Genomic DNA, 25,717 nt, shown 5'->3' with positions numbered 1-25,717 from the left:
GATTCCTAGTGGGCGGCATAACAAAAAGCTTAAGGGTTCAACCGAATCCCTTGCTCTTCTATCGTGATCTTGCCTTGTTTATACAATCCCCCGATTGTTTTTTTGAAGGTACCTTTACTGGTTCTAAAAGTAGAAAAAATACTTTCTGGAGAAGACTTATCATTTAAAGGTAAGTAACCCCCTTTCTTTTCTAGTAAATCAAGAACCTTTTGGCTTAGATCATCCATCTTAGCTGCTCCTACTTTTTGCAAAGTCAGGTCAATTTTTCCATCCTCACGAACAGCTTTAATATAACCTTTGAGCTTCTTACCAATGAATAGCTTACCGAATACATCAGACTTAAAAATCATACCCCAGTGTTGACCTTCAACTATGGCTTTGAAACCAAGATCACTACGCTCTGCAATAATTAAGTCAACTTGTTGGTTACATTGATAGTTTGACGGTGTTTTATCTAGCCATTTGTTAAATTTTGTTGTGCCAACAATACGGCCCGAAGCCTTATCTGTATATACATATACTAAAACGTTTTGCCCCGCGATAAAGCGAGTACGCTGTTCACTGAATGGAATAAGCAAATCTTTGCCTTTTATCCCCCAATCCGCAAATGCTCCAATACTATTGACACCGTCAATCCTCATTACTCCCCATTCTCCAACTTGAGCAACAGGCGTTTCTGTTGTAGCAACAAGTTGGTTGTCAGAATCAAAATATAAAAATACATCTAAGAATTGACCAATTTCAGCACTTGGTGGAACAAATCTATTTGGCAATAAGCTTGAGCCATAATCACCTGCATCAAGGAAAATACCGAAATCGGCTTTCTTAACTATTTCCAAGTGGTTTATCTGTCCAACTTTAATCATTTCAACGGTCTCTTACTAAATTTTAGGTTATTATACCGAAACTCTGTTATGCTTTCGCCAGGTAAAAAGAATTTTTTCAGGAGTATTCTTTGATCACCGTTGATAAGCAGGACGGCATCACACTTAAGATTTCCCATTCAATGGCCACATCAAAAAAGTCTGACCTTGACCTTTATTTTTTTGTCCCAGGTGAGATTGGCCTAACTCCCAACGTATTAAAAGAAACTGAATTTTATTATGAATCTATAGTACAAGAACGGGCTTATTTCAGTGATAAGACTCTTCTTCCTTTGGTCCACAGCCGATTAGCTAAGCGTGGTCGACTTTCCTCAACTCAATACCGTGTAAGTATCAGCTTATTTGCGTATCAATATGTCATTGCTTTAGATAAAGCCGTTAATGAATTGAACAAACATAACAGTGACATTATTACTAGCGAAGAAGTTGATGAAGTTATTGAACTCGCACTTGATATTTTAAAAAAGCTCAGGCGAGGTATTCCATATGAAGAAAGCTTAAAACGCTACTATGCCAATATCGATAACTACCTTTCTTGGTATACAGGACAACGCTTCATGTCATTAATCGCTCATATGCCAAGGGATAATGACTATAAGACTATCAAAGAAAGATTGCTTGCAATAGTGGAGAAAGAAGCGGCACATCGCAAGTTAAATAACTATAACTCGAAGAGTGTACGTGACGATGTAACAAGGTTGAGTAACAAAATGCGCTTACTGCGTCGATTAATTGAACATCCTGTAGTTCTAAAGGTAAAAACCCAATCTCTTGGCAAAAATATGAAACGCGTGGTAAAAGGCTCAGCAACTGGTTTTGTCATGGTTTTTGTTACCATTACGGCAATTCTTGCGCGAGATTATTGGGGTGAAATTACAGTCTCCTTCATCATATGGATGTCTTTTGTCTATGCTCTTCGTGAAATTTTCAAAGATGATCTTCGAGATGTTATGTGGCGATGGATTCGTAAGGGGCGGCCTAAATGGAGAAAGTACTACCTTGACCCCACTACAAATAAAGCCGTAGGACAAAAGCTGGAGTGGTTGGATTACAAAAGCTTACAAAAGCTCCCAGATCGTATACAAATGATTCGAAAAAAACGCGTCGTGCAAAGAGAAGAGCAAGTTCTTCATTATCGCTGTGAAACAGAGATGTCAACCTCAAAATTCATGAGTGGCTATGAAGAGACTCGCGAATCCATGATGCTTAGTATGCGTCCTCTAATGCGACTGATGGATAAAGGATCAAATAAAGTTTACACATTAAATAACAACCAAGTAAGTCAGGAGGCGGTCGAAAAACGGCATTTAGTTAATTTAATTGCTAAAGAATATAATCACAGCGGTGAACCCATCTACTACCGTTGGAAAATTGTGTTGAACAGAAACAAGATCGTAGCTATTGAGCAAGTTGAACTCGATACATCTACACAGCCACTTTCTTTAGCGACAGAGTAAGAAGAAATTCAGCCATCGGATCACTTCCGTGTAATTTGGGGCAAGTAGCGGTTATTTTTACTTGTTTATTGACTCGTTGTCCTGTGGCGATAGTTTCATCCAACATGGCATCGATTAACTCACCGTCATGACATGAAAAATGTACGTCACTTTCGGGTCTTTTATGAAACTGTCCATCTACCGCTTTAAAAGCCAAAGAGACAGTGTGCCCTCTTGATTTTGCTTTGTTCATCGCCATAAAACCTCCTGCAACGTCAGCTCCTATTGCTAAAACACCAAAGTACATGCTATTAAGATGATTCTTAGTTTTCCTTTTTAGCGGTATTTTAATTTCTACAATCTGTTCATCCAATCGCAAAATTTGGGGCCTACATAACCAAATGAGTGGAACTTTGAAAAAACCAAACAGTTTTAGGTATATATTTGCTTTGGCAAGAGTTGAAATCATAACTGGTCCGATATCTGGTTGCGTAACCCTAGTTGATAATGAATCAAAGGCAATGTCAATGGTTTGTTAACAATAATAATCTGAAATCATTATGTAAAAGTAGACAATAACTGTATTCGACATTTTAAATTAGAATAACATCAAGAATGTTATGCTAGAGGTTTATTAGTCATGAGCTTTCCGCTATCTTTACCGACTCGCGATAAAAACAACAGGCGCTTGTATGCCAATTAAAACCGATGAACTAAGAACTCAGCCATTAGGCCCAATGCCAACACCCGCAGAACTTGGGAATGCCCATCCAATAACTGAAGATGTTGCACAGCATGTCGCTGAATCCCGTCGTCAAGTAGAAAAAATGCTAATTGGTGAAGATAAACGCTTGTTAGTTATTGTCGGCCCTTGCTCCGTCCATGATACTCATGCTGCTCTCGACTACGCACAACGTTTAGTTGGTATAAAGGAAAAGTACCAAGATGAGTTATTCATCGTTATGCGTACGTACTTTGAAAAACCACGCACAGTTGTAGGTTGGAAAGGCTTAATTACTGACCCAAACCTCGATGGTTCTTACGCTCTAGAGACTGGTTTGAACAAAGCACGTAAGCTTTTGTTAGACATCAATAAACTTGGTTTAGCAACTGCGACAGAATTTCTTGATATGATTACAGGCCAGTACATTGCTGACCTCATTTCTTGGGGAGCGATTGGTGCCCGTACCACAGAATCTCAGATTCACAGAGAAATGGCATCAGCATTATCTTGCCCTGTTGGTTTTAAAAATGCTACCAATGGCAATGTGAAAATTGCTATTGATGCAACTCGTGCCTCACAAGCCTCACATTACTTTTACTCACCCGATAAAAATGGACGCATGACAGTATACCGAACAAGCGGCAATCCATACGGGCACGTCATTCTTCGAGGTGGTGACAAAGGACCAAACTATGATAGCGAGTCAGTGAACTCTGCATGTCAACAATTGGCGAATTTCGATCTTCCTGAACGACTTGTTGTCGATTTTAGTCATGCAAACTGTCTAAAACAACATAAAAAACAATTGGATGTCGCGCAAGATATTTGTGATCAAATAATATCTGGAAAGAATCAAATCGCTGGTATTATGGCAGAAAGTTTTATTGTTGAAGGTAATCAACCTATGCATGATATTGATAATTTGGCATATGGCCAATCGATTACCGATCCATGCCTTAGTTGGGAAGATACGGTCAAGATGTTAGATTTGCTATCTAATGCAATAAAATTAAGCGTTTAAATATAGGAGAAATGAGCAATGCCATCTTTTGATATTGTATCTGAAATTGATACTGTTGAGCTTCGTAATTCGGTAGACAACGCATCTCGCGAGTTATCAACTCGTTTTGATTTTCGTGGCGTCGAAGCCTCATTCGAAATGCTAAAAGATGAATCGGTCAAGCTTAATGCAGAAGGCGATTTTCAACTAAAACAAATGCGTGATATTTTGCGTTCACACCTTACTAAAAGGGGTGTTGATGTTAATGCAATGGAAGCAAAAGACGAAGAAGCATCAGGCAGAAAATGGCAACAAATAGTCATATTTAAACAAGGTATCGATACCCCTACTGCTAAAAAAGTCGTTAAAGCTATTAAAGATGCGAAACTTAAGGTTCAAGCGTCAATCCAAGGTGAAAAAGTAAGAGTGGTAGGCAAAAAACGAGATGATCTTCAAGCTACAATTGCAATGATTCGTAATGCAGAATTAGGCCAACCTTTTCAATACGAAAATTTCCGTGATTAAAGTCTATATATACATATCCCAAGCCCTAAATATGGGCTTGGGATCTTAATTTCAAATACTTCCTAAGCGGATATGCAAATCACGATTTATCAGTAGGTTATATTTGGTAGAAGTTGATGAAACAAGTACAATAACGCGTAAATTCTTTTGTCTTGCTCTGGCCAGTTTATCTGATAAATCAACATCATTAACATACTCTTGCCTTTCAGAATCTCTTCGTGTGATATCGATAAATTCAAAAGGACACTTTGAATCAAATAAAATCAATTCTGCTTGCTGCATTAATCTAAGTGCTTTCATTGGGAGCAGCTCTATATCTGGACCGAAATCAACCCAGGTTATACCAGCACCTTGATCAATTCCCTGTGATAATAACTTAGAGTATTCCATTTCTAATTGTGAACGTTCGGTTGCATTGTTAACCGCAGGGATACTAAAGAACATTTCCCAAAACTTACGACGCTCATCTACAGAAGGTAGTTGCTGTTTAATATCACTTCGTTTAGACAAACCAAAATCTGCTAATATAGATATATTAAAAGCTAAGCCTGCCTCTAACTGCTCTCTAATGTTACGTACAAGAACTGGAGATGCTCCCCCACTAGAGATAGCAATCTGAATTCTGCCGCGAGTAATCATTGAAGGTGTAATGAAATCACAATAGGGCTGGTCATCGACTACATTTACTAGGATTCCCACAGCTTTAGCATCATCATAAACGCGATGATTCAACTCTGGGTTATCTGTTGTCGCCCAAACCTGCACATATTTACTATCAAGTAACTCCTTGGAATAAAAATTTTGAATCCAGTCACATTCATTGTACTCAACTAAATTCTGTAAGAAGGGAGCTATTTGAGGTGAAACGATAGAAACTCTTGCTCCAGCTCGGACCAAACTATCGACCTTACGACAAGCGACCTCTCCCCCTCCAACGACTAAAATAAGCCGGTCTCTAAGATTCATGAACAGTGGAAAATATTGCATTTCTATCCTTAAGCAAACTTACTAACTATTACACAAGATTCTATCAAAAGTGTGATACACAAATACAGCTAGAATTGATAGCCGCAAAATTTACCACCAGATAATACACTAATAACAACATTATATCTTACCAATAAGTCGAACGATAAGTGTTACCGCTGTAAAACTAGACTTTGTGGGTATAGTTCTCCTTTGAACCATTAATGTGAAGTCTAACACTACCTCAAGGTGATTAATATTCAATCATTCTATGGTTAGAGGTAATGGCTGATTCACAAAATATCCGTTGATAAATGATATATTTGAGAATTTAGTGATCTTTTCCTACTCTTATAAATGTCTGATTTATATACAAGTCATTTTTTGAGTGATTTACCAATAAATATTGATAAAAACCACTTTTCCATTCGTTGCAACAGGTAGTACCTAATTTAACACGGATCATACAGGAAGGATTCAAATGGCAAACAAACTCATATTTATAGCTTCATTTGTAGCGGCTTCGACTGCTCTGATGTCTACGGGCGTATCTGCAGCAGATAGTACCTTAGCCAAAGTGACTAAACAGGGTTTCCTAACTTGTGGTGTCAGTACAGGTTTACCCGGGTTTTCTAACCCTAACTCCAAAGGCGAATGGGAAGGTATTGACGTCGAATATTGCCAAGCTCTTGCTGCGGCCATATTTGGTGACAAAACTAAAGTTAAATATGTACCTTTAACCGCGAAAGAGCGCTTTACTGCACTTCAGTCTGGTGAAATTGACGTTTTGTCTCGCAACACAACATGGACATTACATCGAGACACTGCACTTGGTCTGAATTTTGTCGGCGTAAGTTATTACGATGGTCAAGGTTTCATGGTCAAAAAAGAGCTTGGCCTGAAAAGTGCTAAGGAACTTAACGGCGCTTCAGTCTGTGTTCAGTCCGGTACCACTACAGAGCTCAATCTTGCTGATTATTTCAGGAACAGTGGTATGTCGTATAAACCTGTGGTTTTTGACACGGCAGCTCAAACTTCAAAAGGTTTTGACGCCGGTCGTTGTGATGTGTTGACCACGGACCAATCTGGACTTTATGCCTTGCGCCTAAACCTGCAAGATCCAGCTTCTGCTGTAGTATTACCAGAAATTATCTCTAAAGAGCCACTAGGGCCTGTGGTTCGCCAAGGAGATGACCAATGGTTCAATATTGGTAAGTGGACATTAGCAGCAATGGTGAATGCTGAAGAATATGGCATTACCTCCAAGAACGCTGAAGCGATGTTAAAATCTAAAGACCCAAATGTGAAGCGAATCTTAGGCGTTGAAGGCCCGAAAGGTAAAGGTTTAGGTATACGTGATGATTGGGGCTACCAAATACTGAAACAGGTAGGCAATTACGGAGAAAGCTTTGAGCGTACCGTCGGTAGTGGTTCGCCATTGCAAATTTCCCGTGGTGTTAATGCACTTTGGAATGATGGTGGTTTTATGTACGCTCCACCAATTCGTTAACAGGCTAAAATATAAATGGGCGGGTGTTTTCCGCCCTTTTTATAACCCAGAACCCGAGGTTATAGCGGTATGAAACCCAATAATACTACTGAACCGAATATGCAACCCAGCCACGAATCGAAAACTAGCCTTTTCTACAATCCCACGTTTAGATCAGTTGTGTTTCAGATCATTGCTATACTCGCGTTAGTTTTTTTCTTTTACACTATAGTCAACAATGCCTTAACGAATCTTGAAGCTCGAGGGATCGCCACAGGATTTGGCTTTCTTACTCAAGAGGCTGGATTTGGCATTGGATTATCACTGATTGAATATAACGAAACATTTTCTTATGGTCGCACTTTTGTTGTAGGCTTTTTGAATACAGCTTTGGTATCAGTATTAGGTATTATTTTAGCGACACTAATAGGTTTTGTTGTGGGGATAGCACGTCTATCTTCAAACTGGTTAGTTAGTAGACTAGCCGCCGTTTATATTGAGATCTTTCGCAACGTCCCCTTACTTTTACAAATATTTTTTTGGTATTTTGCTGTTCTTCAAGCTTTACCCTCAACAAGACAAAGCTTGAGTCTTGGTGAAGCTATTTTTTTAAATGTACGTGGTTTATATTTCCCTTCACCAGTCTTCGAAGATGGATCATTTATTGTTGGTTTATGTTTTGCTCTAGGTGTAATAATTACTGTATTCATTAATATCTGGGCTAAAAACAAGCAACGTTTAACTGGACAACAAACACCCATGGGGCGTGTTGTATTTAGTTTGGTGCTGGTTTTGCCTTTAGTCGTATACTTACTCATGGGTTCTCCTATCTCAGCAGAATATCCAAAGCTGCAGGGATTTAATTTCCAAGGTGGAATCAGTATTATCCCTGAGTTAGCAGCGCTCTTACTTGCTTTGAGTATCTATACTGCTTCATTTATCGCAGAAATAGTACGCTCTGGCATTAATGCAGTGAGTCATGGCCAAACAGAAGCGGCAATGTCTCTTGGGCTGCCACGCTCTAGAACATTGAAACTTGTTATTGTTCCACAGGCATTAAGAATAATTATTCCACCACTCACCAGCCAATATCTCAATTTAACCAAAAACTCATCATTAGCCATGGCAATTGGTTATCCAGATTTAGTTTCGGTATTTGCTGGAACAACTCTTAATCAAACAGGGCAAGCAATTGAGATTATTGCCATGACGATGGCAGTATATCTATCACTAAGTTTAATTACATCTGCCCTTATGAATGTCTATAACCGCAAAGTTGCTTTGGTGGAGAGATGAAATGAAAACACATCAATTTCAACCCGATTTACCCCCACCTGCCAATACCATTGGTCTTATAGGATGGATGCGAAAAAATTTATTCAATGGCCCTATCAACTCGATTGTTACGCTTATCTTGGCCTATTTAGCTATATCACTCATTTGGAGCATATTTGATTGGGCGGTTCTACGAGCTGATTGGATTGGAACAACAAAAGAAGATTGTTCACGAGAAGGGGCTTGTTGGGTCTTTATTAGTGTGCGTTGGGAACAATTCATGTACGGTTTCTATCCACAAGAAGAGCTGTGGCGCCCTCGCATATTTTATTTTACTTTAGCAATTTTTACAGCTTTACTCGCCTATGAGAAAACACCAAAACGCATTTGGATATGGTTGTTTTTTGTTACCATCTATCCTTTTATTATTGGAGCTTTACTCTATGGTGGTGTATTCGGGCTTGAAGTAGTTGATACTCACAAGTGGGGAGGACTTCTCGTCACTTTAATCATTGCTCTAGTCGGAATTGTAGTATCTCTTCCAATTGGTGTTGCACTGGCGCTTGGACGTCGTTCAGAGATGCCAATCATTCGGAGCATTTGTACCGTTTACATCGAGATTTGGCGTGGTGTCCCTCTTATTACTGTCCTTTTCATGGCATCCGTGATGTTGCCCCTCTTCCTTGCTCAAGGCTCTGAAACAGACAAACTTATTCGTGCGCTGATAGGTGTAATAATGTTCAGTGCGGCATACATGGCTGAAGTTGTTAGAGGTGGCTTACAAGCCATCTCAAAAGGTCAGTACGAAGCAGCTGATGCACTAGGGCTCAGTTATTGGAAAAAAATGGGCTTGATAGTACTACCCCAAGCATTAAAAATTACTATTCCATCAATCGTGAACACCTTCATTGGTCTTTTTAAAGATACTAGCTTAGTTCTCATTATTGGAATGTTTGATGTATTAGGTATAGGACAAGCGGCAAACACTGATCCAAAATGGTTGGGATTCGCGACCGAAAGTTATGTATTCGTTGCGTTGGTATTCTGGGTATTTTGTTTTGGAATGTCTCGATACTCCATATGGCTCGAAAACCGGCTTCACACTGGCCATAAACGATAATTTAAAACTCAAGGATATGTTATGACACAGCAAGAGTTGATGATCGAGATTAAGGATATGAACAAGTGGTACGGTGAGTTTCATGTACTGAAAAATATTAATCTCAGTGTTAAGAAAAGTGAAAGAATCGTCATTTGTGGTCCTTCAGGTTCTGGTAAATCGACCATGATCCGTTGTATTAATAGACTTGAAGAACATCAGAAAGGTCAAATCATAGTATCGGGAAATGAGCTTACTGAAGACCTAAAAAATATTGAAGCTGTCCGAAAAGAAGTCGGTATGTGTTTCCAACACTTTAATCTATTCCCACACCTCACTGTATTAGAAAATTGTACACTAGCGCCTATCTGGGTCAAAAAGTTACCCAAAAATGAAGCTAAAGAAATTGCGATGAAGTACCTAGAGCGAGTGAAAATTCCAGACCAAGCCGAGAAGTTTCCAGGTCAATTATCAGGAGGTCAACAGCAACGGGTAGCGATTGCTCGCTCCTTGTGCATGAGCCCGCAAGTTATGCTTTTTGATGAACCTACCTCCGCACTAGACCCAGAGATGGTAAGAGAAGTTCTTGACGTTATGGTAGAGTTAGCAGACGAAGGAATGACCATGCTGTGTGTAACTCATGAAATGGGATTTGCCAAAGAAGTAGCAGATCGTGTCATATTTATGGATGCTGGTGAGATTATTGAGGAAAACAACCCTGTTGATTTCTTCGAAAACCCTCAATCAGATAGGACACAAAACTTCCTTGCTCAAATTTTAAGCCATTAATTTTTAATTATAAAACCTGGCACAACGGTTCTTCATAATGAATTCAGAAATTTTGTTATATTATGTTACAACTTTATTGATACATTATTTTGCAATTCATTTATGATCTACTGTAATACATATAGCATTAAGGCTTGATTTTTTCATAGCTAGCCCCCATAAATGTAGCTATAAGCATAAACCTTACGAGGAATATTATGAACAGCCCTATGTTTACACGTTCTTCAAATGCAACTAATGCACTTGAGATCAACAAAACACTTAAGAACACCTACTTTCTTCTATCTATGACATTAGTAACTAGCGCAATTGCTGCTCTAGCGACAATGGCTATAGGTATTTCATCTATGATGGCTTTGGTAATGCAAATTGCTGCCATAGGAATTCTTTTCTTTGCACTACCAAGAAGCATTAACTCTTCGATGGGTATCGTATGGACTTTTGTCTTCACGACTCTTATGGGGGGGGCTCTAGGGCCAATGTTAACCCACTATGCATCAATAACAAACGGTCCGTCCATTATTGCTCAAGCTCTTGGATTAACTGGTATGGTGTTTCTTGGTTTATCTGCCTATACAATCAGCACTAAGAAAGATTTCTCTTTCATGCGCAGCTTCCTGATTGCAGGTCTGATCATTGTTATCGTCGCTGCTATCATCAATATTTTTGTAGGCTCGACAATTGGTCAATTGGCAATAAGCAGCATGTCAGCACTTGTATTCTCAGGGTTCATACTGTATGACACAAGCCGTATTGTACGTGGTGAGGAAACTAACTATGTTAGTGCCACGATTTCAATGTACCTAAACATTCTCAACTTGTTTACTAGCCTACTTACTATCTTAGGTATTATGAATGATGACTAATTTTTAGTCTTAATTGTTCAGATATAGCCCAGAAGATCATCCTTCTGGGCTTTTTATTTTCAGATGTATTGCGATGTTCAACCAAGCTAAGCTACTCTATTCAGCATACTAATTTAAGATAATAAATATATGTTTGAGTACAAGGGTAAAACTATCCAAACCGATGCACAGGGGTATCTTCTAGATCATACTCAATGGGAAGAAGGTATGATTACACTGCTTGCAGAGCAAGAAAACATCGAGCTTACTGAAGCTCATCTAGAAGTTATTCATTTTGTGCGTGATTTTTATGAAGAATTTAATACATCCCCTGCAGTAAGAATGCTGGTGAAGGCGATAGAAAAGGCCCATGGGCCTGAGAAAGGAAACAGCAAGTATTTATTTAAGTTATTCAAACAAGGACCTGCCAAACAAGCCACTAAACTAGCAGGTTTACCAAAACCCGCAAAATGCCTTTAGGTACTTATAAAATTTTAAAGCCCGCTATTGGCTCATAGGACACAAGCTCTGATTTGACTGATTCAACCAAAGACGTCTTAGGGCCGACTTGCAGCCATTTTTCCATTTCAACTATTTGCTGGCTAAGCCCACAAACAGCAACCTCAACATCCCCATTTTCGCGGTTCTTTGCATAGCCAGTTAATCCAAGTTTCATTCCTTGGTGAGAATTGTGGTAGTGGCAGCGGAATCCAACACCTTTTACAACACCGCTGATAATAAATTTTTTACACTGAACATTCATATTGTTGTTTCCACATAATGAATTCAAGTTATTCTTCATAAAAATGAGTAATTTGAACAAAGTATAACGGCACCAATTCCAAAAATCACATAAGGATCCTAACTTGTCGTTTTGTTTGATTTTCTCATAGACTTCCACGACAATACCCGACCTTTGATATTCGAGTGAACAATATAATGACCCCAGCTATTTATCTTGAGAAAGGCCGTGAAAAGTCTCTAAAACGAAGACATCCTTGGATTTTCTCTCGTGGTATAAAAAAAATAGAGGGTGAACCGTCATTAGGCGAAACTATGGATGTGTTTGCTCACGATGGTACTTGGCTAGCAAAAGCCGCCTACTCCCCACATTCACAAATCCGTGCAAGAATTTGGAGCTTCGATAAACAAAATATTGACTTGGACTTTTTTGTAAAACGTATCCAGCAAGCTCTGCTCTTACGTCAAGAAATTATTGAGCGTGATGGTCTTACGGGATATCGCTTAATCGCAGCTGAGTCAGATGGCTTGCCCGGAATTACAGTCGATAAATATCAGAACTACTTGGTGTGCCAACTATTAAGTGCAGGTGCAGAATACCAAAAAGAGAAACTCATTAAAGCCCTTTTAGAAGTGTTTCCCGATAACAACATTTATGAACGCTCTGATGTATCAGTAAGAAAGAAAGAAGGCTTGACTGAACGTACAGGTGTTTTGCACGGTGAAGTGCCACCACAATCGTTAGTGATAGAAGAAAATGAGATCAAAATTAGCGTTGATATTATGGGGGGTCATAAAACGGGCTTTTATCTTGATCAGCGTGACAGTCGTTACCAGGCAGTAAAATATTGTAAAGACAAAGACGTCTTAAACTGTTTTTCTTATACTGGAGGCTTCGGCTTATATGCATTAAAAGGTGAAGCCAAACGCGTTATCAACGCAGATGTATCTCAGCCCGCGCTGGATATGGCAAAACAAAACGCCGAAATTAACCAATTTGATATTACGAAAAAGCGTGCCGTATTTCTTAATGCGGACGTATTTAAGTTACTGCGTGAATATAGAGATCAGGGAACCAAATTCGATGTCGTGATCATGGACCCGCCCAAATTTGCGGAGAGCAAAGCTCAACTAAACGGTGCATGTAGAGGCTATAAAGACATTAATATGTTAGCTATGCAAATCCTAAGACCAGGTGGAACCCTTTTAACCTATTCATGTTCTGGTTTAATGGAGCAAGCTTTATTTCAGAAGATTATTGCTGATGCAGCACTCGATGCAGGCCGCCAAGTGAAATTTATTGAGCGTTTTGAGCAAGCAGCTGATCACCCAACTGATACAGCCTATCCTGAAGGTTTTTATCTAAAAGGATTTGCTTGCAAAGTCATCTAATAGAATATCTGGTTTTTTATTTAGCTTTAACGATAACAGTGCTACCCTATTCCATAATTACCATGAAGAGAAAAACGCGATGAGCAACTTAACTTCTGACATTCAAGCTAACCTAGAGCTTTTTGTGGCGGACACTAAACAAAACAATTTAGTGTGGGGACTACGTAATGACGAGGGTTGGCTATCTTGTGACTCTACCGAGTTTGAGAATAGTGAAGTTATGCCTTTTTGGTCTTCTAAAGAAGACGCACAAGCACATAATGTGGAAGAATGGGCGGATTTTGAAGTATTGGAGATTCCATTAGATATTTTTGTCGAAGACTGGCTGCTAACATTATCGGAAGATGGTGTTTTGGTGGGCACTAACTGGAACTCACAACTCGAAGGAAAAGAAATAGAACCTGCAGAGTTAGCTAAAATGTATCTGGACTAATTGAAGATCGTTTATATGCCCTCTTAGACATTCAGAGGGCATATTCATATTTTTCTTATAGTGGGTTATTGTTTGCTAACCAAAGAAGTTATCACTGCTTCACGGTTATTGAGGTAATCCTCTAAACCTGCTTTTCTAAGCCCGCATGCAGGACAATCTCCACAGCCGTCACCAATGACACCATTATAACAAGTTAATGTTTTATATTTCACCAGAGATAGAGCTTGGTATTGATCTGCAAGTGCCCAAGTTTCCGCTTTATTAAGCCACATCAAAGGAGTCGATATCTCTAACTGGTATTCCATACCTTGTACGAGGGCGGTATTCATGGATTTAACAAAACTATCACGACAATCTGGATATCCCGAAAAATCCGTTTCACATACCCCTGTAATAATGGTTGTGGCGCCAATTTGATATGCGTATATACCCGCGAGTGTTAAAAATAAAATATTGCGACCGGGGACGAAGGAGTTCGGTAAACCATTGTCCTGCAGCTCGTGAGAGACTGGAATGTCATCTCGAGTTAGAGAGCTAATCGCCAATTCATTGAGCAGGCCAACATCCATAACTTTATGAGCCGCGACCCCTAAGTCTTTTGCTAAATTTTGAGCGACTTCGATTTCTAGTCTGTGTCTTTGTCCATAATCGAAAGTAATAGCATGAACTTCATCAAAATCATTGAGGGCTTGAACTAAGCAAGTTGTAGAATCCTGTCCCCCACTAAATACTACCACGGCTTTTTTCATCGTTTTTAATTCCCTTTATGCTATGTTCAAATATTTATGAGATTGAATTGACAGTCGCCAGTTGCGTTCAATACAGGTGGTAATACAAAGTTGAGTTGCCCGAGACTTCTGGCTAATTGGCTGAAGTGCGATGACTGTTGTTTCAGGAATATCCGCGCGCTTTATCAGTTCATCTAGCTGTTCAATGTCTTTCATCGTACCAACTGGATGTTTTATTTCATTTGCACGCAATAGTGCACTATCCAATATCGGCAGTTTACCTTTCATCGCCACTTTGGGTGACACTGTCACCCAAGTGTCTTCACTAGCTAAAATAGGAGATGTACCACTAGTTTCAATTTGGCATTGGCAGCCAATTGATTCAAATGCCTCTGTCAGTGGACGTAAATCATAAATACATGGCTCACCGCCAGTTATTACAACATGCTGAGCTTGATACCCTAATTGATGATACTGTTCGATGATGTCGACGCATGACGCACTACACCAAGTTGGCAAATCTTGGGTTTTCGTCAGGATTTCTTTAAGAGAGCGCTCATCTTGAGGTGTGGCATCCCAAGTATGCTTAGTATCACACCAAGAACAACCTACAGCACACTCCTGAAGGCGGATAAACACCGAGGGGATTCCAGTAAAAACACCCTCACCCTGTATGGTTTCAAACATTTCGTTAATTTTGTACAACTTAATCTCAGCCTAAATCGTCATCTGTCTAATGCCGGACCGAGACCATAAATGACTGCAACACGAAGGTCAACTAAATCAGAAATAGATCAACCACAATATTTTCAAGTACTGTTTATTGAGCAAGCAAATATCTGACAAGGCTGTATTAGATTAGGTATGAAAAACTTAAGTTAGTTTATAGGTTTACGCAACCAATGGATATGATGTACAAACCCCAAATCTTGGTATAACTCAAGAGCGGCTTGATTAAAACCCCAAACTTCAACGAAAACTTGCTTAACACCATATTCATCAAAGCGTTTCTCAACATCACGATATAGCTGTGTCGCGATACCAAGTTTTCTTGTTTCTGGTACTACATAAAGCTCATCCACGCTCCCCATTTGAATTGGTTTACTCACGCTCGAAGTTAACTCGCAAAAATGGGCTGTAATAAATCCAACAACATTATTATCAATACAAGCAACCAATACAAAACAATCAGGGGCATTTATGTAGCGAGCGATACTTTTATCCTGCTCAATTTCTTGGGCTGTTTTAAAGTGATCCGGACATTGGTCATGATGCTCATCATGAAGCTTAAACATTAATTCATTGAGTTGTTCCAAATCATGGCTATGCGCGACTCTAATTATGACATTTTTCATAGTAAACCTTTTACAACACAATGGCGTGGTAATCGCGACTTTATGTCACTAAGTAGCCCCATATACTAGAGACTACTTATTTGATATTCAATCATTTAGCGTTCTAAAACTTTTTCGATCTCGTGTATAGTTGCAGGATCATCAATAGTAGATGGTAAAGTATACTCTTCACCATCAGCTATCTGGCGAATAGTTTTGCGCAAAATTTTACCAGATCGAGTTTTGGGCAAACGCTCCACAACTATTGCTTGTTTAAAACAAGCAACTGCTCCAATCTTCTCACGAACGACACCAACAATTTCTTCTTCTAGTTCGCTATCGCTCACCTTAATTCCATCTTTTAAAACCACAAGACCTAGTGGCAGCTGTCCTTTAATTTCATCACTTATTCCAACTACCGCACATTCTGCAATTGCAGGGTGCGCTGCCACGACTTCTTCCATTTCTCCTGTTGATAGCCTGTGGCCCGCAACATTAATTACATCGTCAATTCGACCCATAATAAACAGGTATCCATCACTGTCGAAGTATCCACCATCACCACATATATAGTAACCCGGAAATTGATTTAGATAACCAGACTCAAACCTATCATGATTGCGCCATATCGTGGGCAAACAGCTTGGTGGTAAAGGACGTTTAATGGCAATAAAGCCCTGCTGATTAGGACCTAAAATCTCACCTTGTTCATTAAGTATCTCAATGTTGTAGCTAGGTACAGGTTTTGTTGATGATCCAGCTTTAACAAGCATGGGTTCTAGTCCCATAGGATTTGCTACTATGGGCCAACCCGTCTCGGTTTGCCACCAATTGTCGATAATGGGTTTACGTGTCTTTTCCTGTGCCCAAGCTAAAGTTGGTGGATCAAGCCGCTCACCAGCCATAAAGATCGCTTGTAATTGAGATAAGTCATATTTTCCAATTTGGACGCCATCAAAGTCTTCTTTTTTTATTGCACGAAAAGCTGTGGGGGCAGCAAACAACACACTCACTTGATGCTCTGAACAAACACGCCAAAATGCGCCAGAATCTGGCGTTTTAACTGGCTTACCTTCATACAAAACACTTTTACAGCCATGGATCAAAGGTGCGTAAACAATATAAGAATGACCTAAGACCCAACCCACATCAGAGACGGCCCAGTACACACCATCTTCAGCAACATTATAAATTGCACCCATAGAGTATTTGAGTGCAACAGCATGACCACCATTGTCTCTCACCACACCTTTAGGTTTGCCTGTTGTTCCTGATGTATAGAGAATGTATAAGGGATCAGTAGCCAAAACGGGAACGCATGAATGAGGTTGGGCCTTCTCAACCTCTTGTTGCCAATCTAAATCATAAGTTTGATCTAATTCTGCTTGACACTCAAAACGCTGAAAAACAATAACTTTCTTAGGTTTCCAGTTACTTTTTTCGATAGCTTTGTCGACAAGAGGCTTATATGGAAGCACTGTTGTGAACTCAATACCACAAGATGCAGTCATAATGATTTTGGGCTGTGCATCATCTATTCGAACCGCAAGTTCATGGGGAGAAAAGCCACCAAATACCACGGAATGGATGGCACCTAGCCTTGCACATGCCAGCATAGCCATAGCGGCTTGAGGGATCATTGGCATGTAAATAATCACGCGATCGCCTTTTTCAACCCCTTTGCTAGCAAGCATTCCAGCTACTTTCGACACTTGTTCTCGTAATTGGTTATAAGTGTATCGGCTTTTGTTTCCTGTAACCGGAGAATCATAAATTAGAGCCACATTGTCACCTCGACCCTGCTCACAATGATAATCTAGCGCCAACCAACATGTATTAAGAACACCATCGGGAAACCAGCGTTCAATGCCATTGTTATCAAACTCTAAGATTTTGGTCGGTTTTTGAAACCAATCGATATTCTCAGCTTGCCTTTGCCAAAACTGTTTAGGATCTACCTTAGCCAATAAATATTCTTTCTGATAAGCAGACATATCGCTTCCTCCAGTATGCCCAGATAAGTTTGAGGCCTGTATTTGTTCACAGACTTACTCTAAAAAATATCGGAAGGGACACGAACAAAACCTTCCATAATTATTCGCGCACTTCGGCTCATCACCGCTTTTTCAACAGCCCAGCCTTTCTCACTATGGCTGGCAATAGCACCAACTTTTAATACACCAGACGGGTGTCCAAATGTGATCGAGTGTTTTTCACCTCCACCAGCCGCTAGATTCACTAGTGTTCCGGGGACGCATGAGGCAGCAGCAATAGCCACCGCAGCTGTCCCCATCATGGCATGGTGTAGTTTCCCCATAGATAGGGCCCTGACGAGTAGATCAACATCGCTTTCAGAAATGTATTTACCATTAGATGCATGGTAATTTTTAGGCTTAGATATAAACGCTATTTTGGGCGTATGCTGATGACTTTCAGCTTCTTCAATATCGCTTATGAGACCCATCTTTAACGCCCCATAAGCTCGAAGTTTCTCAAACTTATCCAAGGCATTTTGATCATTATTGATGTCATCTTGAAGTTCAGTACCCGAATAACCAAGCGAGTCTGCTTGTATAAATATGGTCGGTATGCCTGCATTTATAAACGTGGCATTGAATATCCCAACCTCTGGAACATCGAGATCATCAATTAAGTTACCGGTTGGGAACATGCAGTTATCCCCATCTGCAGGCGAAATAAAATCAACCGGTATTTCTGCCGCAGGAAAAGTAACCCCATCTAACTTAAAATCACCGGTTTCTTGCACAGCGCCATCTTTGATAGGAACATGAATAACGATAGTTTTTTTGATATTTGCTTGCCATACTCTAACTATGGCAGTGCCGTTTTGAGGAATGCGTTCTAGTGGCAATAACCCAGCGTGTATTGCAAAAGGCCCTACCGCCGCAGAGAGGTTACCACAATTACCGCTCCAATCAACGAGAGCCTTTTCAATCGAAACCTGTCCAAATAAGTAATCAACATCATGCTCAGCTTGAGTGCTTTGAGAAAGAATAACGACTTTACTGGTACTTGACGTTGCTCCTCCCATTCCATCGATATGCTTTGAGTAAGGATCAGGGCTGCCTACTACTCGTAATAAAAATGCATCACGATTTTTTCCAGCTTGCTGCACTTCAATTGGCAGATCATTTAAGTTGAAAAAAACTCCTTTACTGGTTCCACCTCGCATATAAGTTGCTGCAACCCTTATTTGGCTTGTTTGATGATTGGTCATGAGTCCCCCTACTTTGCAAGAAAGTCTTGTGCAAAACGTTGTAAGACACCACCAGCTTCGTAAACGGAGACTTCATCTTCCGTATCTAACCGGCATTTCACTGGCACTTCTATACGCTCACCATTTTTACGCGTGATGATTAAAATGAGTTCGGCTCCAGCTTTAGCATTTCCAGCCACGTCGTAAACCTCGCTGCCATCAAGCTTGAGGGATTGTCGATTTACTCCAGGCTTAAATTCGATAGGTAACACTCCCATGCCAACAAGATTGGTTCTGTGGATTCGTTCAAACCCTTCTGCAACTATGACTTCAACACCAGCCAAACGTACACCTTTTGCCGCCCAATCTCGTGACGAGCCTTGGCCATAATCTGCACCTGCAATAATGATCAAAGGTTGTTTACGCTCCATATAAGTTTCAATCGCTTCCCACATACGAGAAACTTTTCCTTCGGGCTCAATGCGAGTAAAAGATCCCTGTACCAGCTCTCCCTTGTCTTTTACCATTTCGTTGAAAAGTTTGGGGTTAGCAAATGTAGCGCGCTGCGCAGTAAGATGATCGCCGCGATGTGTCGCATAAGAGTTGAAGTCTTGCTCAGGAACGCCCATAAGAGAAAGATATTCACCCGCAGCACTGGACGCGAGTATGGCATTTGAGGGGGACAAATGGTCAGTAGTGATATTATCGCCTAGGACAGCTAACGGCCTCATTGAAGATAACGTACGTATACCAGCAAGGGCACCTTCCCAATAAGGAGGCCGGCGTATATAGGTACTCATCTTGCGCCAACTATAAAGTGGATTAGCACTAGTTTCCTGATTTCCGAGCTTAAACATTTGTATATAAACTTGTTTAAATTGTTCTGGCTTAACATAATCAGCCACAGCTTGATCAATTTCTTCATCGGTGGGCCAGAGATCTCGCAGGTAAACCGGATGACCATCTGGGTTTTGACCTAATACATCACGCTCAATATCAAATCGAATCGTACCAGCAATAGCATAAGCGACCACGAGAGGAGGAGAAGCTAAAAAGGCTTGTTTAGCATAAGGATGGATACGGCCATCGAAATTGCGATTACCTGACAGAACCGCGGTAGAATACAAATCTCTTTCTATAATTTCTTGTTGAATTTTTGGGTCCAAAGACCCACTCATACCATTACAGGTTGTACAAGCGTAACCAACAATTCCAAAACCAAGCTTTTCCATTTCTGACAGTAACCCAGCTTCTTCAAGATAGAGTTTGGCAACTTTAGAACCCGGCGCAAAAGACGATTTGACCCAAGACTTTCGCTCTAGACCTAATTGATTTGCCTTTTTGGCCACAAGTCCAGCAGCAATAACATTTCTTGGATTACTTGTATTGGTGCAAGATGTAATAGCAGCGATGATAACTGCTCCATCAGGTAAGCGCCCTTCTGTATTATCCCACTTGCCAGCAATCCCCTTTGCTGTAAGTTCTGAAGTGGGTAAACGACGATGCGGGTTAGACGGACCAGCTAAATTTCGAGTGACAGATGAGAGGTCAAATTCCAACACTCGCTCGTACTCAACTTGTTTTAAATCACTCGCCCAAAGTCCAGTTTGTTTCGCGTATTTTTCAACTAATGCTACCTGCTGTGAATCCCGCCCAGTCAATTGCAGATAACGTATCGTTTGTTCATCGATATAAAACATTCCGGCGGTGGCACCATACTCTGGCGTCATATTAGAGATAGTCGCTCTATCACCTATCGTAAGACTACTGGCACCTTCACCAAAAAATTCAAGATAAGAAGAAACGACTTTCGATTTACGTAAGAATTCGGTAATTGCTAATACTATATCCGTCGCTGTCACTCCAGGACTGCGCCTACCAATCAGCTTCACGCCTATGATCTCCGGGAGTCTCATCATAGAAGGACGCCCTAACATAACAGTTTCAGCCTCTAGCCCACCGACACCAATTGCAATTACACCAAGAGCATCAACATGGGGAGTGTGACTGTCGGTGCCGACACACGTATCTGGGTAAGCTATATCATCTTTAACTTGTACTACTGGGGACATCTTTTCAAGATTAATTTGATGCATAATGCCATTCCCAGCAGGAATGACGCTGACATTCTCAAATGCGGTTTTACACCATTCAATGAAATGAAAACGATCTTCATTTCTGCGTTCTTCAATAGCTCGGTTTTTTTCGAAAGCATCGGGGTCGTATCCACCATGCTCAACAGCTAAAGAGTGATCAACAATCAGTTGAGTTTCAACAACAGGGTTTACTTTTGAGGGATCTCCACCTTGTTCAGCAATGGCATCTCTTAAACCAGCAAGATCTACTAAAGCGGTTTGACCCAAAATATCGTGACATACAACTCGTGCCGGATACCATGGAAAATCCAAGTCTCTCTTACGCTCAATTAACTGCTTAAGTGATGCGTTTAAAGTCTGTGGATTACACCTTCGAACCAGTTGTTCGGCAAGGATTCGAGAAGTGTAAGGCAAGCGATTATATGCTCCGGGAGAGATATCATTGATGGCTTGACGAGCATCAAAAAAATCTAAATCAGATTCCGGAAGTGATTTGCGGTAGTTTGTGTTCACTGTACAACTCATAGTGTTGTTTCCATCTAAATATCGCACTGGATCGAATTTTTTTGCCACGTCAGAACGATATAGATTTGGGTAGATAAAGGAAATATTTTGGTAATGGCTAGCTTAAAAGCAGCTTTATCAAAGAGGGCCGTTGGAAGAATAAAAGCCGAAAGTAGTCTCGACTTATGGCTCAACTTGGTCTTTTACAGACAAAGAGGCTTAGTCTTCAACTCTAAACCTCTACAAAACAACCACTCTAGCTCTTACCTCTTCTCAATAGGTAACCAATCCTGAGCATCTGGCCCTGTATAATCCGCACATGGGCGAATTATTCGATTATTAGAACGCTGTTCAAAGACATGAGCAGCCCAGCCAGTAAGACGACTCATAACAAATATAGGGGTAAATAATTTAGTAGGGATATCCATAAAGTGGTATGCGGATGCGTGGAAAAAGTCAGCATTACAAAACAAACCTTTTTCACGTTTCATAACAGCTTCTACACGTTCTGAAACAGCATAAAGATGTTTATCACCAACTTGCTCAGATAACTCTTTTGACCAACGTTTAATCAATGCATTCCTAGGATCGCTTTCACGATATATAGCATGACCAAAGCCCATAATTTTGTCTTTGTTAGCTAGCATTCGCATGATATTAGACTCAGCGTCTTCAGGCGTCTGCCAATCCTGAATCATATCCATTGCCGCTTCATTCGCTCCACCATGCAAAGGGCCTCTCAGAGTACCAATCGCAGCAGTAATGCAAGAATGTATGTCAGACAAAGTTGAAGCGCAGACTCTTGCTGCAAATGTAGATGCATTAAACTCATGCTCAGCATACAAAATAAGGGAACAATGCATAACTTGTTTGTGCAGTTTGCTGGGTTCTTTATCAGTCAACATTTTTAGAAAATAACCACCAATACAGTTCTGAGATTGGTCTTCTGTATCTATTCTCACACCATCATGACTATAACGATACCAATAACAAATCATTGCTGGGAATAAAGCCAACATTCTCTCTGTTGCATTGAGCTGCTCAACGAAATTAAGTTCTTGTTCTATGTTTCCCAAAACCGAACAGCCCGTACGCATAACGTCCATTGGATGTGCGTGACATGGCAATAATTCAAGCGCTTGTTTTACCTCATTAGGTAAGCCACGTAGACTTATTATTCTTGTTTTGTAGGCATCCAACTCTTGATGAGTTGGTAAGTGACCACGTAACAAAAGGTGCGCCACTTCTTCAAACTGAGCGTTGTTTGCTAAATCTGCAATATCATATCCTCGATATGTCAGGCCTGTGCCCGTCTTTCCGACTGTACATAAAGCAGTACTTCCAGCACTTTGGCCTCTTAGACCAGCCCCAGCTAACTCTTTGGTCGACATATAGAACTCCTTTTCTGTCTGGCTTGTTCTCTTTACTGGAACCTAATGGTTACCAAAAAAATTACATTAATAAATCATTTAATAGATACATTTTTGCTTACGATCAGCTATTTCCCTGTGAAAAAAGTTGATCTAGTTTTTGTTCGTAGTCATGATAATTTAGATGCTCATATAATTCGTTTCTAGTCTGCATGGACTCAATAAGCTCTTCTTGGTTTCCCTCTTTCAATAGGTGTGCATATACGTTTTCTGCGGCCTTATTCATAGCACGAAATGCACTTAATGGATAAAGCACCATACCAACGCCTACTTCCACCAGTTGCTGTGTACTAAAGAGAGGTGTTTGACCAAATTCAGTAATGTTGGCCAATATAGGAACATCTTTACCCGTGGCTTGTTTCAGTGCTTTGGAGAATTGAGAATACTGTTCCAGCTTATTCATCGCTTCAGGAAAGACCATATCAGCTCCTGCTTCAATGCAAGCTATTGCCCTATCTATAGCTTTATCCATGCCTTCTATCGCAAGAGCATCAGTTCGTGCCATGATCACAAAACTTGGATCATGGCGAGCATCTACGGCTGCTTTGATACGATCAACCATTTCTTGTTGGCTCACTATGGCTTTATTGGGCCTATGCCCACATCGTTTTTGTGCAACCTGATCTTCCATATGCACTGCTGCAGCGCCCGCTTTTTCCATTGCCTTTATCGTACGTGCGATATTGAATGCACCTCCAAAACCGGTGTCAATATCGACTAACAGCGGGAGATCGCAAGCGTTACAAATGCGTTCAACATCGACTAAGACATCATTAAGCGAGGTTATGCCGAGATCGGGTAAACCATATGAAGCGTTTGCAACGCCTCCGCCAGATAAATAAATAGCTTGATGTCCGAGGTTTTTCGCCATCATTGCACAGTAGGGGTTTATTGTGCCGACAATCTGTAATGGACTGCTTTGCTCTATAGCAATCCTGAATTTTGCACCTTGAGATAAACTCATGACAATGTCCTTCTAATCATTGTGAGTTATTGAAATACGTTGCTCAATTAATTTTCTACTGTCTGATATATGTCGCCTCATAAGAAGTTCTGCTAATTCTTCATCACGATTTCCTATCGCTTTCAATATCAATTTGTGTTCGTTTAATGCATCTATAGGCCTTGATTGAGACCGTGGAGACTGATATCGGTACATACGCAGTAAGTGGTATAATTCATCGCATAGTAAAGATATAAGTTTGCTATTTCGACTTGCTAAAATAACGCGATAGTGGAAATCAAAGTCTCCCTGTTGATGAAAATAAGATCCGCCATCAACCTCGTCAATATGTCTAGAATGTTTTGCAAGTAAGGCTTCCAAACTTAAGACTTCATTATCCGATATATGTCTAGCGGCTAGTCTAGCAGCCATTCCTTCCAAAGCCTCCCTAACCGAATACACTTCTATCAATTTCTGAGTAGAAAGCTTAACTACTCTCGCACCGACATGCGGGATGCGCTCGATAAGCCCTAAACCTTCAATTCGCATCAAAGCTTCTCTTAATGGGCCTCTACTCACTTTTAAACGCTTGGCTAATTCTGGTTCAGAAATTTTGCTACCAGGCTCAAGCGTTCCAGCAACGATAACGTCAATCAAAAGCTCCGTTAAATTTTCAGATTTGGTACTCTCTCTTTCTTTGAGCTTAGTTTCCATACGGTAAGCGAGTTCATCGTCCATATTTACTTATGATCTTTAACTTAATTGTCTACAATAATAAGACTAAAACACAAAATATCCATAATAATTGTCAACAATCAAGATCATTGTCGACAACCAAATTAAACTGATAGCATATATCATTAATAGATCATACTTTTAAGAAACTGAACCCTTTTCGTTCAATCATTTTTGTGAACTAACTGCGCAGTAATCGAACCAAAGTTATGAATTAACACAAGTATCTGGCTACTATCTTATCTGGGATCAGTAGGGAAATTGATAGTCGAATGAATGCACTTTTTGTAACAACGATAGCTCTATCGCTGCTGGTACTAAATCTTACCGCATGCTCTTTGTTCCCTTTTACGGACCGAGAACCATACTATCCCTTATTCAGAGACAGTGTGTATACGGATGATAGTGTGACAATTATCGACACAAACAATGTTGTGAAGAAGGCAATTAAATCGAACGATTATGTTAATGTTTGGGACTACGAAGCCGTTAATGATAACGCGTCTAAAATATTTTCAGAAGCCATTGCAAGCTCAGCAACTTCAATAAAAGATATTCAAAATACATACTTTCACAGCGGATTAGAGTCAATCATAAAACAATTCACTTGTGAAATGTATGCAAGTCAACAGCCAGCTAATTCTATTCAGCTTTGCCCACTTTCATCTCAAATCATTGACAATAATCTGCAATATCTCCCCTTCACCAAAGGGCTGAGAGTAAATCACCGCTTAAGCATTACAGTACATGGTGATTCAGGAGATCTGGAATTAGAGTTTTTTTTGAAAAGTACACAAGAAAGATCTCTAAATACACTCTGGGGAGCAGTACATGAATTGGGGAAAATCCTTAATTCGAACCTTGCTGAAGATAGTTTAGTGCTCACCATTAACATGAGTGTCCATAAAAAAAACCATTTGGATACTCTCTGGCGCGCTCTTCATCATGAACCTTTGGTATTCTTTGTGATTCTCCCATCGGTCGATTCAATTTTGCAGAGTAAAAATGAAGTTGAGAGTATGGACTTTGCTTATAGAAAGGCGAAATTGTTAGTGGTAGATAGCCGTTAAATTAAAAAATATATAAAGGTAGCTCACACATTAAGCACACTTCGAATATAAATCTCATGTTC

At 40.2% G+C, this 25,717-nt stretch carries 25 protein-coding genes; 12 read left to right on the top strand and 13 right to left on the bottom strand.

What is annotated here, in order from left to right:
- Positions 1–29: 29 nt before the first annotated feature.
- Positions 30–866 carry a CvfB family protein gene (locus tag OCV27_RS07450; protein ID WP_125321381.1) on the bottom strand — a complete coding sequence of 279 codons (837 nt, stop codon included), beginning with the start codon at positions 864–866 and terminating at the stop codon, positions 30–32.
- Positions 867–955: 89 nt separating this feature from the next.
- Here OCV27_RS07450 and OCV27_RS07445 point away from each other — a divergent pair, with 89 nt between their 5' ends.
- Positions 956–2,341, top strand: a complete 1,386-nt coding sequence (locus OCV27_RS07445) for a hypothetical protein (RefSeq protein WP_125321383.1) — start codon at positions 956–958, stop codon at positions 2,339–2,341.
- Here OCV27_RS07445 and OCV27_RS07440 read toward each other — a convergent pair.
- Positions 2,310–2,789, bottom strand: coding sequence for a PaaI family thioesterase (locus tag OCV27_RS07440; RefSeq protein ID WP_125321385.1), 480 nt, complete (start codon positions 2,787–2,789; stop codon positions 2,310–2,312). The genes OCV27_RS07445 and OCV27_RS07440 overlap by 32 nt on opposite strands.
- Before the next feature lie 223 nt (positions 2,790–3,012).
- On the opposite strand from OCV27_RS07440, the gene OCV27_RS07435 reads away from it, so the two are divergent.
- Positions 3,013–4,065: a 3-deoxy-7-phosphoheptulonate synthase gene (locus tag OCV27_RS07435; RefSeq protein WP_125321387.1), complete on the top strand. Its 1,053-nt coding sequence runs from the start codon at positions 3,013–3,015 to the stop codon at positions 4,063–4,065.
- Positions 4,066–4,083: 18 nt separating this feature from the next.
- Positions 4,084–4,569, top strand: a complete 486-nt coding sequence (locus OCV27_RS07430; protein WP_125321388.1) for a YajQ family cyclic di-GMP-binding protein — start codon at positions 4,084–4,086, stop codon at positions 4,567–4,569.
- A gap of 51 nt (positions 4,570–4,620) precedes the next feature.
- Here the strand turns inward: OCV27_RS07430 and OCV27_RS07425 are convergent, their stop codons facing one another.
- A complete protein-coding gene (locus tag OCV27_RS07425; RefSeq protein ID WP_125321389.1) occupies positions 4,621–5,556 on the bottom strand; it encodes an NAD(P)-dependent oxidoreductase in 936 nt (311 codons plus the stop codon).
- Between the two features lie 460 nt (positions 5,557–6,016).
- Here OCV27_RS07425 and OCV27_RS07420 point away from each other — a divergent pair, with 460 nt between their 5' ends.
- From OCV27_RS07420 to OCV27_RS07395, 6 genes are all read left to right on the top strand, one after another.
- Complete coding sequence (locus OCV27_RS07420; RefSeq protein WP_125323381.1) at positions 6,017–7,045, top strand: amino acid ABC transporter substrate-binding protein; 1,029 nt, start codon at positions 6,017–6,019, stop codon at positions 7,043–7,045.
- A gap of 69 nt (positions 7,046–7,114) precedes the next feature.
- Entirely contained in the window at positions 7,115–8,320 is a 1,206-nt protein-coding gene (locus OCV27_RS07415) for an amino acid ABC transporter permease (RefSeq protein WP_125323382.1), read from the top strand.
- Position 8,321: 1 nt separating this feature from the next.
- Positions 8,322–9,419 (top strand): amino acid ABC transporter permease, encoded by a 1,098-nt coding sequence (locus OCV27_RS07410; RefSeq protein ID WP_125323383.1) that lies wholly within the window; start codon positions 8,322–8,324, stop codon positions 9,417–9,419.
- A 21-nt stretch (positions 9,420–9,440) separates the two neighbouring features.
- Positions 9,441–10,187: an amino acid ABC transporter ATP-binding protein gene (locus tag OCV27_RS07405; RefSeq protein ID WP_125323384.1), complete on the top strand. Its 747-nt coding sequence runs from the start codon at positions 9,441–9,443 to the stop codon at positions 10,185–10,187.
- Between the two features lie 197 nt (positions 10,188–10,384).
- Complete coding sequence (locus tag OCV27_RS07400; RefSeq protein ID WP_125322820.1) at positions 10,385–11,053, top strand: Bax inhibitor-1 family protein; 669 nt, start codon at positions 10,385–10,387, stop codon at positions 11,051–11,053.
- 129 nt (positions 11,054–11,182) lie between these two features.
- A complete protein-coding gene (locus tag OCV27_RS07395; protein WP_125322821.1) occupies positions 11,183–11,512 on the top strand; it encodes a TusE/DsrC/DsvC family sulfur relay protein in 330 nt (109 codons plus the stop codon).
- A gap of 4 nt (positions 11,513–11,516) precedes the next feature.
- Here OCV27_RS07395 and yccX read toward each other — a convergent pair whose 3' ends face one another.
- Complete coding sequence (yccX, locus tag OCV27_RS07390; protein ID WP_125322822.1) at positions 11,517–11,795, bottom strand: acylphosphatase; 279 nt, start codon at positions 11,793–11,795, stop codon at positions 11,517–11,519.
- A 176-nt stretch (positions 11,796–11,971) separates the two neighbouring features.
- On the opposite strand from yccX, the gene OCV27_RS07385 reads away from it, so the two are divergent.
- Together OCV27_RS07385 and OCV27_RS07380 are read left to right on the top strand one after the other, a co-directional pair.
- Positions 11,972–13,165: a class I SAM-dependent methyltransferase gene (locus OCV27_RS07385; protein WP_125322823.1), complete on the top strand. Its 1,194-nt coding sequence runs from the start codon at positions 11,972–11,974 to the stop codon at positions 13,163–13,165.
- 79 nt (positions 13,166–13,244) lie between these two features.
- A complete protein-coding gene (locus OCV27_RS07380; protein ID WP_125322824.1) occupies positions 13,245–13,598 on the top strand; it encodes a DUF2750 domain-containing protein in 354 nt (117 codons plus the stop codon).
- Between the two features lie 65 nt (positions 13,599–13,663).
- On the opposite strand, the gene queC is transcribed toward OCV27_RS07380, so the two are convergent.
- The 9 genes from queC to OCV27_RS07335 form a co-directional block, all read right to left on the bottom strand.
- On the bottom strand, positions 13,664–14,347 hold the full coding sequence (gene queC, locus OCV27_RS07375; RefSeq protein WP_125322825.1) for a 7-cyano-7-deazaguanine synthase QueC: 684 nt from the start codon (positions 14,345–14,347) through the stop codon (positions 13,664–13,666).
- Between the two features lie 15 nt (positions 14,348–14,362).
- Positions 14,363–15,031 carry a 7-carboxy-7-deazaguanine synthase QueE gene (gene queE / locus OCV27_RS07370; protein WP_125322826.1) on the bottom strand — a complete coding sequence of 223 codons (669 nt, stop codon included), beginning with the start codon at positions 15,029–15,031 and terminating at the stop codon, positions 14,363–14,365.
- A 173-nt stretch (positions 15,032–15,204) separates the two neighbouring features.
- Positions 15,205–15,681, bottom strand: a complete 477-nt coding sequence (locus OCV27_RS07365; protein ID WP_125322827.1) for a GNAT family N-acetyltransferase — start codon at positions 15,679–15,681, stop codon at positions 15,205–15,207.
- Positions 15,682–15,776: 95 nt separating this feature from the next.
- Positions 15,777–17,654, bottom strand: a complete 1,878-nt coding sequence (locus OCV27_RS07360; RefSeq protein ID WP_125322828.1) for a propionyl-CoA synthetase — start codon at positions 17,652–17,654, stop codon at positions 15,777–15,779.
- A 59-nt stretch (positions 17,655–17,713) separates the two neighbouring features.
- A complete protein-coding gene (gene prpF / locus OCV27_RS07355) occupies positions 17,714–18,898 on the bottom strand; it encodes a 2-methylaconitate cis-trans isomerase PrpF (protein WP_125322829.1) in 1,185 nt (394 codons plus the stop codon).
- A gap of 8 nt (positions 18,899–18,906) precedes the next feature.
- Complete coding sequence (acnD, locus tag OCV27_RS07350) at positions 18,907–21,498, bottom strand: Fe/S-dependent 2-methylisocitrate dehydratase AcnD (RefSeq protein WP_125322830.1); 2,592 nt, start codon at positions 21,496–21,498, stop codon at positions 18,907–18,909.
- A gap of 242 nt (positions 21,499–21,740) precedes the next feature.
- Positions 21,741–22,868, bottom strand: a complete 1,128-nt coding sequence (gene prpC, locus OCV27_RS07345; RefSeq protein ID WP_125322831.1) for a bifunctional 2-methylcitrate synthase/citrate synthase — start codon at positions 22,866–22,868, stop codon at positions 21,741–21,743.
- Between the two features lie 103 nt (positions 22,869–22,971).
- Positions 22,972–23,871 (bottom strand): methylisocitrate lyase, encoded by a 900-nt coding sequence (gene prpB / locus OCV27_RS07340; protein ID WP_125322832.1) that lies wholly within the window; start codon positions 23,869–23,871, stop codon positions 22,972–22,974.
- A 12-nt stretch (positions 23,872–23,883) separates the two neighbouring features.
- Complete coding sequence (locus OCV27_RS07335; RefSeq protein WP_125322833.1) at positions 23,884–24,588, bottom strand: GntR family transcriptional regulator; 705 nt, start codon at positions 24,586–24,588, stop codon at positions 23,884–23,886.
- Positions 24,589–24,857: 269 nt separating this feature from the next.
- Between OCV27_RS07335 and OCV27_RS07330 the strand changes: the two genes are divergently transcribed.
- Positions 24,858–25,655, top strand: coding sequence for a hypothetical protein (locus tag OCV27_RS07330; RefSeq protein ID WP_125323396.1), 798 nt, complete (start codon positions 24,858–24,860; stop codon positions 25,653–25,655).
- The last annotated feature ends 62 nt before the right edge of the window (positions 25,656–25,717 follow it).

This window comes from Vibrio pectenicida, assembly GCA_024347015.1.
GTDB classification, from domain to species: Bacteria; Pseudomonadota; Gammaproteobacteria; order Enterobacterales; family Vibrionaceae; genus Vibrio; species Vibrio pectenicida.
The sequence above is the reverse complement of the archived record's forward strand: the minus strand, read 5'-3'. Positions and strand labels throughout refer to the sequence as shown.